Here is a 10,729-nt window from a genome sequence, read left to right on the forward strand (position 1 = left end):
CCGAGGCGCACCGCCGAGAACACTTCCATCGGCAGGGTGGTGGAACCCGGGCCGGAGACGAAGCTCGCCAGCACCAGGTCGTCCAGGGACAGGGCGAAGGACATCATGCCGCCCGCCGCCAACGAGGGCGCGATCATCGGGATGGTGATCAGGAAGAACACCTTCCACGGCCGTGCCCCCAGGTCCATGGCCGCCTCTTCGATGGACAGGTCCAGCTCACGCAGGCGCGCCGACACCACCACCGCCACATAGGCGGCGCAGAACGTGGTGTGGGCGATCCAGATGGTGACGATGCCACGCTCCTGCGGCCAGCCGATCATCTGCGCCATGGCCACGAACAGCAGCAACAGCGACAGGCCGGTGATCACTTCCGGCATCACCAGCGGCGCGGTGACCAGGCCGCCGAACAGCGTGCGGCCCTTGAAGTGGGTGATACGGGTCAGCACGAAGGCCGCCAGGGTGCCCAGGGCCACCGCGGCAATCGCGGTGTAGCAGGCGATCTCCAGGGAGCGCACCACCGAGCCCATCAGTTGCGAGTTGTCCAGCAGGCCGACGTACCACTTCACCGACCAGCCGCCCCAGACCGTCACCAGCTTGGAGGCGTTGAACGAGTAGATCACCAGGATCAGCATCGGCAGGTAGATGAATACCAGCCCCACCACCAGCATCAGGTTCGAGAAACTGAAGCGCTTCATTCCTTGCCCTCCATTTCTTTGGCCTGACTGCGGTTGAAGAGGATGATCGGCACAATCAGGATCGCCAGCATCACCACTGCCAGGGCCGAGGCCACCGGCCAGTCACGGTTGTTGAAGAACTCTTGCCAGAGCACTTTACCGATCATCAGGGTTTCCGGACCGCCGAGCAGTTCCGGGATCACGAACTCGCCGACCACCGGGATGAACACCAGCATGCAGCCGGCGATGATGCCGTTCTTCGACAGCGGCACGGTGATTTTCCAGAAGCTGTTGAAGGTGCTCGAACCCAGGTCCGAGGCGGCTTCCAGCAGGCTGGTATCGTGCTTCACCAGGTTGGCGTAGAGCGGCAGGATCATGAACGGCAGGTAGGAATAGACCACGCCGATGTACACCGCCAGGTTGGTGTTGAGGATCTGCAGCGGCTCGTCGATCAAGCCCATGCCCATCAGGAAGCCGTTGAGCAGGCCGTTGTTGCTGAGGATGCCCATCCAGGCGTAGACGCGGATCAGGATCGCGGTCCAGGTCGGCATCATGATCAGCAGCACCAGCACGGTCTGCAGCTCTTTGCGGGCGCTGGCGATGGCATAGGCCATCGGGTAGCCGATCAGCAGGCACAGCAGGGTGCTGAAGAAGGCCATCTTCAGCGAGCCGAGGTAGGCGGCGATGTACAGTTCGTCGTCGCCGAGCATCGCGTAGTTGCCCAGGTTGAGCAGCACCTGCAGCTTCTGGTCGATGAAGCTGTAGATCTCGGTGTACGGTGGAATGGCCACGTCCGCTTCGGCGAAGCTGATCTTCAGGACGATGAAGAACGGCAGCATGAAGAACAGGAACAGCCAGAGGAACGGGACCCCGATGACCATCTGGCGGCCACCGGGAATTATTCGATTGAGGCGGCGCTTGAGCTTTCGCATGTTCATGAGCGCAGTACCACGCCGCTGTCGTCTTCCCACCAGACGTACACCTGGTCGCCCCAGGTCGGCCGCGCGCCGCGGCGTTCGGCGTTGGCCACGAACGACTGCACCAGCTTGCCGCTCGGCAGCTCGACGTAGAACACCGAGTGCCCGCCCAGGTAAGCGATGTCGTGCACCTTGCCGCTCGACCAGTTGTATTCGCAGGTCGGCATGTCCGGGGTCACCAGGAGTTTTTCCGGGCGGATGGCGTAGGTCACCGACTTGTCCTGCACCGAGGTGCTGATGCCGTGGCCCACGTAGATGTTGCGATCCAGGTCCTTGCAGGTGATGGTCGCGTGGCCTTCGGCGTCGTCGATCACTTCACCTTCGAAGATGTTGACGTTGCCGATGAATTCGCAGACCAGGCGGCTGGTCGGGGTTTCGTAGATGTCGATCGGGCTGCCGATCTGGGCGATCCAGCCCAGGTGCATGATCGCAATACGCTCGGCCATGGTCATGGCCTCTTCCTGGTCGTGGGTCACCATCACGCAGGTCACGCCGACGCGCTCGATGATCTCCACCAGCTCCAGTTGCATCTGCGAGCGCAGCTTTTTATCCAGCGCGCCCATCGGCTCGTCGAGCAGCAGCAGTTTCGGCCGCTTGGCCAGGGAACGGGCCAGGGCCACGCGCTGGCGCTGGCCGCCAGAGAGCTGATGCGGCTTGCGCTTGGCGTACTGGCTCATCTGCACCAGCTTGAGCATCTCGGCCACGCGGGCATCAATCTCGGCCTTGGGAATCTTGTCCTGCTGCAGGCCGAAGGCGATGTTCTGCGCCACGGTCATGTGCGGGAACAAGGCGTAGGACTGGAACATCATGTTGATCGGCCGCTCGTAGGGCGGCATGTCGGTGATGTCCACACCGTCCAGGTAGATGCGTCCCTCCGTGGGCCGTTCGAACCCCGCGAGCATGCGCAGCAAGGTGGACTTACCCGAGCCAGAACCGCCGAGCAGGGCGAAGATCTCGCCTTTCTTGATTTCCAGGGACACGTCGTCCACGGCAATCGTCTCGTCGAACTTCTTCGTGACCCGGTCGATCTTGACCAACACCTGCTTCGGTGTCTGGTCGCCCTCGAGGGCTTTCTTGTAGGCGCCGGAGGCAACTGCCATTTACGAAACTCCCAACAGAATTTGCAGTTCGCCCCATGCGGGCGAACTCTGGATAGTTTGAGCGATTGACGCTATTTGCCCGACTTGACCTTGGTCCAGCTGCGGGTCATGAGTCGTTGGATCTTGGGCGGCAACTCTGAGTTGACATACAGCTTGTCGACAATCTCCTGCGCCGGGTAAACCGCTTCGTCCTTGCGCACCGACTGGTCCATCAGCTCACCCGCCTTGGGGTTCGGGTTGGCGTAGCCGACGGAGTCGCTGACCTGGGCAATCACCTCAGGCTTGAGCAGGTAATTGATGAAGGCATGGGCCTGCTTGACGTTACCGGCGTCCTTGGGAATGGCCAGCATGTCGAACCAGAGGTTGCCGCCTTCCTTGGGGATCACATAGGCGATCTCGATGCCCTTGCCGGCTTCGGCGGCGCGCGCCTTGGCCTGGAACACATCGCCGGAGAAGCCCGCGGCCACGCAGATTTCGCCGTTGGCCAGGTCGGAGATGTATTTCGAGGAATTGAAGTAGGTCACGTAAGGCCGCACCGCCAGCAACTTGGCTTCGGCCTTCTTGTAGTCGTCGGGGTTCTGGCTGTTGGGGTCCAGGCCCATGTAGTTGAGTACCGCCGGGAGCATTTCATCGGCGGAGTCGAGGAAGGCGACGCCGCAGCTCGACAGTTTCTTGATGTTTTCCGGCTCGAACAGCATGGCCCAGGAGTCGATCTTGTCCACGCCCAGCGCGGCCTTGACCTTCTCGACGTTGTAGCCGATGCCGTTGGTGCCCCACAGGTAAGGCACGGCGTACTGGTTGCCCGGGTCGTTCTTCTCCAGGCGCTTGAGCAGCACCGGGTCGAGGTTCGAATAGTTGGGCAACTGCGCCTTGTCGAGCTTCTGGAACGCCCCGGCCTTGATCTGCTTGCCCAGGAAGTGGTTGGACGGCACGACCACGTCATAGCCGGTACGACCGGCGAGCAACTTGCCTTCCAGGGTTTCGTTGGAGTCGAACACGTCGTACAGCGGCTTGATGCCGGTGGCCTTTTCGAAGTCCGCCAATGTGCTCTGACCGATATAGTCAGACCAGTTATAAATATGCACGGTTGGCGCGGCATAAGCGCTGACGGCCAGCGTCAGCCCGGCGCCCACCAGCATGGCTTTGCGAAATAAAGAAATAGGCAAGTGGAGGTCCTCTAAACAATTGGGCCTGAGTTGCCCGCACTACATGACAGCCAAGAGCTGCCCAGCAACAAAACCGGCGCGCAACTTACCTTCGATAAACCGATCCAGCAAAACTTTCTGTCATTTAATTGCACCGCTGACCGCCCTCGCGGGGACGACGGCCAGCGGTTGCTGCCTCAAACCGGCTTATTTGCCGGATTTGATCTTGGTCCAGCTGCGGGTCAGCTCACGCTGGGTAGCGGCCGGCAGATCGGCGATCGCATACAGCTTGGCCTGCACGTCGGCTGGCGGGTAGATGCCTGGATCGCTGGTGATGTCTTTTTCCACCAGTGCCGTTGCGGCGGCGTTGCCGTTCGGGAAACGCACGGCGTTGGTGATGCTGGCCATGACTTCAGGCTTCTGCAGGAAGGTCATGAACTTGTAGGCGCCCTCGACGTTTTCCGCATCCTTGGGGATAGCGACCATGTCGTAGAAGGTGCCGGCGCCTTCTTTCGGAATGGCGTAGCTGACTTTCACCTTGTCGCCGGCTTCGGCGGCACGGGACTTGGCCTGCTGCACGTCACCCGAGTAGCCGACCGCTACGCAGATGTTGCCGTTGGCCAGGTCCGAGATGTACTTGGAGGAGTGGAAATAGGTGATCGAAGGACGAATCTTGAGGAACAGCTCTTCGGCTTTCTTGATGTCGTCTTTCTTCTGGCTGTCGGTCGGCAGGCCCAGGTAATGCAGGGCGACCGGGATCATTTCGGTTGGCGAGTCGAGGAAGCTCACGCCGCAGCCCTTGAGCTTGGCGATGTTCTCGGGCTTGAGCAGGGTGTCCCAGGAATCGATCTTGTCGACGCCCAGCGCAGCCTTGACCTTCTCCGGGTTGTAACCGATGCCGATGGAACCCCACATGTATGGGAAAGCGTGCTTGTTGCCCGGGTCACTGACCGAAACCGCCTTGAGCAGATCCTGGTTCAGGTTTTTCCAGTTGGGCAACTTGGAGACGTCCAGCTCCTGATAGACACCGGCCTTGATCTGCTTGGCCAGGAAGTTGTTCGACGGCACGACCACGTCGTAACCGGACTTGCCTGCCAGCAGTTTGGCTTCCAGGGTTTCGTTGCTGTCGAAAACGTCGTAGACCACCTTGATCCCGGACTCTTTCTCGAAGTTCGCAATGGTGTCGGGGGCGATGTAGTCGGACCAGTTGTAAACGTGCAGCACCTTGTCGTCTGCCTGGGCCACTGCCGCCATCGCGCCCATCAGGGACATGGCGAGGAGGGTCTTGCCAGCTTTCTTCATACCTATTGCCTTCATGCGTCATGCTCCAATTATTCTTTTTAACCTTGTGTTCAGCGACCGGTTGCCAGGCAACTAAAAACAGGCGGTAGTCTGGCAAGTTCCAAGGCGGGCTTTCAACAAAAGACCCAGCCTTTATGGCCGCCCCGAGCGAAGTACCACGGGGTACTTCGCTCAGAGCCTAGCACTTAGCCCTGCAACGCACTCAAGGTCAGGTCCAGGCACTTGCGGGCCTTGCTCACCAGCTCATCGATCTCCTCCTTGGTGATCACCAGGGGCGGAGCAATGATCATGGTGTCGCCCACGGCGCGCATGATCAGGCCGTTGTCGAAGCAGAACTGCCGGCAGATCATGCCGACGCCTTTTCCGACATACCGCGCACGGGTGGCCTTGTCCTGAACCAGCTCGATGGCGCCCAACAGGCCGACTCCGCGAACCTCACCCACCAGCGGGTGATCGTTCAGTTCCCGCAGACGTTTCTGCAAATAAGGTGCCGTTTCTGCCTTGACGCGCTCGATAATTTTCTCGTCGCGCATGATGCGGATGTTTTCCAGGGCCACGGCGGCGGCCACCGGGTGCCCGGAATAGGTGAAACCGTGGTTGAAATCGCCGCCCTCGTTGAGCACCGCCACCACTTCGTCGCGCACGATCAGGCCACCCATGGGGATGTAGCCGGAGGTCAGGCCCTTGGCGATGGTCATCATGTCCGGCTTGAGGTCGTAGAAATCGCTACCGAACCACTCACCGGTACGCCCGAACCCACAGATCACCTCGTCGGCGACGAACAGGATGTCGTACTTGGCAAGGATCTCCTTGATCCGCGGCCAGTAGCTTTCCGGCGGCACGATCACGCCGCCCGCGCCCTGGATCGGCTCGGCAATGAAGGCACCGACGTTGTCGACGCCGAGTTCGAGAATCTTCTCTTCCAGCTGGTTGGCCGCCCAGATCCCGAACTCGTCCGGGGTCATGTCGCCGCCTTCACCGAACCAGTAAGGCTGCGGGATATGCACGATGCCTGGGATCGGCAAGTCGCCCTGTTCGTGCATATAGGTCATGCCGCCCAGGCTCGCGCCGGCCACGGTGGAACCGTGATAGCCGTTGACCCGGCTGATGATGGTTTTCTTCTTCGGCTGGCCCTTGATCGCCCAGTAGTGGCGAACCATGCGCAGCATGGTGTCGTTGCCTTCGGAGCCGGAACCGGTGAAGAACACATGGTTCATGCCCTGCGGGGCAACATCGGAGATGGCCTTGGCCAGTTCCAGCGCCGGCGGGTGAGCGGTCTGGAAGAACAGGTTGTAGTACGGCAGCTCGCGCATCTGCTTGCTGGCGGCTTCGGCCAGTTCTTCGCGGCCGTAACCGATAGCCACGCACCACAGCCCGGCCATGCCGTCGAGGATCTTGTTGCCCTCGCTGTCCCAGAGGTAAACGCCCTCGGCATTGGTGATGATCCGCGGCCCCTTCTCCTTCAACTGCTTGAAGTCGCTGAAGGGTGCCAGGTGGTGCTCGCTGCTGAGGGTTTGCCACTCACGGGTTTGCGGGTTGTTGCTGGTCATTGGAACTCTCCTGATTTTCCGGTGAGGGCGCCGCCGGTGACGGCGGCGCCCCGCGCATCAGACGGCGAAGAGCAGGAACTCCCGCTCCCACGAACTGATGACGCGCTTGAAGTTTTCATGCTCGGCCCGCTTGACCGCGACGTAGCCAGTGATGAATTTCTTGCCCAGGTATTTCTCGATGGTCTTGCTGTTTTCCATGCGCTCCAGAGCGTCCTCGATGGTCAACGGCAGGCGCAGGTTGCGGCGCTCGTAACCACGGCCGACCACCGGCGCGCTCGGGTTGTGGCCTTCGACCATGCCAATGAAGCCGCACAGCAGGCTGGCGGCGATGGCCAGGTAAGGGTTGGCGTCGGCGCCCGGCAGGCGGTTTTCCACCCGGCGGTTCTGTGGCCCGGCATCCGGTACACGCAGGCCCACGGTGCGGTTCTCTTCGCCCCACTCCACGTTCACCGGCGCCGAGGTATCCGGCAGGAAGCGGCGGAACGAATTGACGTTGGGCGCGAACAGCGGCAGCAGCTCGGGGATGAACTTCTGCAGGCCGCCGATGTGGTTGAGGAACAGCTGGCTCATGGTCCCGTCGTCATTGGAGAAGACGTTCTTGCCAGTCTCGATGTCGATGATGCTCTGGTGCAGGTGCATGGCGCTGCCCGGCTCGCCGGTCATCGGCTTGGCCATGAAGGTGGCGGCCACCTCGTGCTTGAGCGCGGCTTCGCGCATGGTGCGCTTGAACACCAGGATCTGGTCGGCCAGGGACAGGGCGTCGCCGTGACGGAAGTTGATTTCCATCTGCGCCGTGCCGTCTTCGTGGATCAGCGTGTCGAGGTCCAGTTCCTGCAGTTCGCACCAGTCGTAGACGTCCTCGAACAACGGGTCGAATTCGTTGGCCGCTTCAATGGAGAACGACTGGCGACCGGTTTCCGGGCGACCGGAACGGCCGACCGGTGGCTGCAACGGGTAGTCCGGGTCGTCGCTGCGCTTGGTCAGGTAGAACTCCATCTCCGGCGCCACGATCGGCTGCCAGCCGTGGTCGGCGTAGAGTTTCAGGACCTTCTTGAGCACGTTGCGCGGCGACAGCTCGATCGGGTTGCCCTGCTTGTCGTAGGTGTCGTGGATCACCTGGGCGGTCGGCTCGATGGCCCAGGGCACGAGGAATACCGCGTTCTGGTCCGGGCGGCAGACCATGTCGATGTCGGCCGGGTCCAGCAGTTCGTAATAGATGTCGTCTTCGACATAGTCGCCGGTCACCGTCTGCAACAGCACGCTCTCGGGCAGGCGCATGCCTTTTTCGGCGATGAACTTGTTGGTTGGCGAGATCTTGCCCCGGGTGATCCCGGTCAGGTCGCCAATCATGCATTCGACTTCTGTGATCTTGTGGTCTTTCAACCAATCGGTGAGCTGGTCGAGGTTGTTACTCATAAATGCCTCTAGGCGTGAGTTTCCTGGCTCTTATAAGCCAGGTTTTTGTGACGCATTGGCGTCGCGTTGCATTACCCGCTTGCGACAGGCATCGCCAAATGCCTGGAAGATGGCGAGGTAGTGAGGGTTAGAGCTTACCTGCCATTCAGGGTGCCATTGCACCCCCAAAGCAAAAGCCTTGCCTCCCTCGATCGGCGCGCCCTCGACGGAGCAGGCTTCGATCAAGCCATCGGGTGCCAGGGCCTCTATCTTCAGGCCCGGCGCCAGACGTTCAACGCCTTGGCCATGAATCGAATTGACTTCAATCTGCGCCGGCAGGCCGAGGCCGGCCAGCACCCCGCCCGGCTGCACATGCAGCGCATGGGCGGGGCCGTATTGCACTTCCACCGGCTGGCTCTCGTCCTCGCGGTGATCCATGAACGGGCCGGCTTCGTGGACCCGCTGGTGCAGGCTGCCGCCGAAGGCCACGTTCATTTCCTGGAAGCCGCGGCAGATCCCCAGTACCGGAACCCCGGCCGCCACTGCGGCGCGGATCAGCGGCAGGGTGCTGGCATCACGGGCAGGATCGTGCGCGGTTCCCGGCGCGCTGGCGGGACCTCTATAGTGAAAAGGCTCGATATTGGAGGGTGAACCGGTAAAGAGGATGCCATCCAGACCGTCCAGAATATCGGACGGGCTCAGAATATCGGCCAGGGACGGGAGGATCATGGGCACGCCCTTGGCTGCTACTGCCACTGCGCGGACGTACTTGTCGCCACTGATGTGATAAGCATGCAAACCAATCTGCCTGGAGCAGGCGGTGACGCCGATTAACGGCAGGCGAGACATGAAACACCCCGGTATTATTGCTGTTATGGGTTTAAATCGAGCTTAGCCTTGTTCATTTTTTTACACAACACCCCCGTAAAAAATACAACACGGCCCGCTCAAGGCCGCGGCGGCCAAGCCCTCCGAAGCCAGAAAAGCGCCCCAAAAATGCCCCGCAGGCGCTTTTTTAGGGCAAAAAAGGCCTCGCTTGACTTCGGCATGCCGTTCGGGTTGACTGAAACCTGAAAAGATCAATGATTGATATTTTTAACAACAAAGGTGTTGCATCATGTCGGTACCCCCGCGTGCCGTTCAGCTTAACGAAGCGAACGCGTTCCTTAAGGAACATCCTGAGGTTCTGTACGTTGACCTTCTGATTGCGGATATGAATGGTGTGGTGCGCGGCAAGCGCATCGAACGCACCAGCCTCCACAAGGTTTACGAGAAAGGCATCAACCTGCCGGCCTCTTTATTTGCTCTGGATATCAATGGCTCGACGGTGGAAAGCACCGGCCTGGGCCTGGACATCGGCGACGCCGATCGAATCTGCTATCCAATCCCCGATACCCTGTGCAATGAACCCTGGCAGAAGCGCCCCACCGCGCAACTGCTGATGACCATGCACGAACTCGAAGGCGACCCTTTCTTCGCCGACCCGCGCGAAGTGCTGCGTCAAGTCGTGGCCAAGTTCGACGAGCTGGGCCTGACCATCTGCGCCGCGTTTGAACTGGAGTTCTACCTGATCGACCAGGAGAACGTGAATGGCCGGCCACAGCCGCCACGCTCGCCGATCTCCGGCAAGCGCCCGCATTCGACCCAGGTGTACCTGATCGACGACCTCGACGAATACGTCGACTGCCTGCAGGACATTCTCGAAGGCGCGAAAGAACAAGGCATCCCGGCCGACGCCATCGTCAAGGAAAGTGCTCCGGCGCAGTTCGAAGTGAACCTGCACCACGTCGCCGACCCGATCAAGGCCTGCGACTATGCGGTACTGCTCAAACGTCTGATCAAGAACATCGCCTACGACCATGAAATGGACACCACCTTCATGGCCAAGCCTTACCCAGGCCAGGCGGGTAATGGTCTGCACGTCCACATTTCGGTCCTGGACAAGGACGGCAAGAATATTTTTGCCAGCGAGGATCCCGAGCAGAACGCCGCACTGCGTCACGCGATCGGCGGTGTGCTCGAGACCCTACCGGCGCAGATGGCTTTCCTCTGCCCGAACGTCAACTCCTACCGTCGTTTCGGTGCGCAGTTCTATGTGCCGAACTCGCCGAGCTGGGGCCTGGACAACCGCACCGTCGCCCTGCGCGTACCGACCGGCTCCGCCGACGCGGTCCGCCTGGAGCACCGTGTGGCCGGCGCCGATGCCAACCCGTACCTGCTGATGGCTTCGGTCCTGGCGGGCGTGCACCACGGTCTGGTCAACAAGATCGAACCGGGCGCGCCAACCGAAGGCAACTCCTACGAGCAGAACGAGCAAAGCCTGCCGAACAACCTGCGCGACGCACTGCGCGAGCTGGACGACAGCGAAGTCATGGCCAAGTACATCGACCCGAAATACATCGATATCTTCGTGGCCTGTAAGGAAAGCGAGCTGGAGGAGTTCGAGCACTCGATCTCCGACCTCGAGTACAACTGGTACCTGCACACCGTGTAAGCGGCTGTAGCCCAGAAAAACGCCACCGGCCGAAGGGCCCGTGGCGTTTTTTATGGCCGCCTTGCGGCGGATCGCGGGCAAGCCTCGCTCCT

9 protein-coding genes are annotated in these 10,729 nt (G+C 60.9%); 1 reads left to right on the plus strand and 8 read right to left on the minus strand.

Features of this window, described 5'->3' with window-relative positions:
* The 8 genes from PVZ78_RS19340 to PVZ78_RS19375 all read right to left on the minus strand — a co-directional run.
* Window positions 1-695: ABC transporter permease subunit (locus tag PVZ78_RS19340; protein WP_273829093.1), on the minus strand; the 695-nt coding region annotated here is incomplete at its 3' end.
* The gene (locus PVZ78_RS19345; RefSeq protein WP_172833407.1) at window positions 692-1,573 is read right to left on the minus strand and encodes an ABC transporter permease subunit; all 882 of its coding nucleotides are present in this window, start codon (window positions 1,571-1,573) and stop codon (window positions 692-694) included. The genes PVZ78_RS19340 and PVZ78_RS19345, both read right to left, overlap by 4 nt.
* Before the next feature lie 35 nt (window positions 1,574-1,608).
* Window positions 1,609-2,751 carry an ABC transporter ATP-binding protein gene (locus PVZ78_RS19350; protein ID WP_007928322.1) on the minus strand — a complete coding sequence of 381 codons (1,143 nt, stop codon included), beginning with the start codon at window positions 2,749-2,751 and terminating at the stop codon, window positions 1,609-1,611.
* A 71-nt stretch (window positions 2,752-2,822) separates the two neighbouring features.
* The gene (locus PVZ78_RS19355; protein WP_009051375.1) at window positions 2,823-3,917 is read right to left on the minus strand and encodes a polyamine ABC transporter substrate-binding protein; all 1,095 of its coding nucleotides are present in this window, start codon (window positions 3,915-3,917) and stop codon (window positions 2,823-2,825) included.
* Between the two features lie 186 nt (window positions 3,918-4,103).
* A complete protein-coding gene (locus PVZ78_RS19360; protein ID WP_016705051.1) occupies window positions 4,104-5,198 on the minus strand; it encodes a polyamine ABC transporter substrate-binding protein in 1,095 nt (364 codons plus the stop codon).
* Between the two features lie 185 nt (window positions 5,199-5,383).
* Window positions 5,384-6,748 (minus strand): aspartate aminotransferase family protein, encoded by a 1,365-nt coding sequence (locus PVZ78_RS19365; RefSeq protein ID WP_016705050.1) that lies wholly within the window; start codon window positions 6,746-6,748, stop codon window positions 5,384-5,386.
* A 57-nt stretch (window positions 6,749-6,805) separates the two neighbouring features.
* On the minus strand, window positions 6,806-8,164 hold the full coding sequence (locus PVZ78_RS19370; RefSeq protein WP_009051378.1) for a glutamine synthetase family protein: 1,359 nt from the start codon (window positions 8,162-8,164) through the stop codon (window positions 6,806-6,808).
* 30 nt (window positions 8,165-8,194) lie between these two features.
* Window positions 8,195-8,992 (minus strand): gamma-glutamyl-gamma-aminobutyrate hydrolase family protein, encoded by a 798-nt coding sequence (locus PVZ78_RS19375; protein ID WP_028683696.1) that lies wholly within the window; start codon window positions 8,990-8,992, stop codon window positions 8,195-8,197.
* A 268-nt stretch (window positions 8,993-9,260) separates the two neighbouring features.
* On the opposite strand from PVZ78_RS19375, the gene PVZ78_RS19380 reads away from it, so the two are divergent.
* Window positions 9,261-10,637 carry a glutamine synthetase family protein gene (locus tag PVZ78_RS19380; protein WP_009051380.1) on the plus strand — a complete coding sequence of 459 codons (1,377 nt, stop codon included), beginning with the start codon at window positions 9,261-9,263 and terminating at the stop codon, window positions 10,635-10,637.
* Window positions 10,638-10,729: the final 92 nt, after the last annotated feature.

This window comes from Pseudomonas sp. SBT1-2, assembly GCF_028640875.1.
Taxonomy (GTDB): Bacteria; Pseudomonadota; Gammaproteobacteria; order Pseudomonadales; family Pseudomonadaceae; genus Aquipseudomonas; species Aquipseudomonas chlororaphis_I.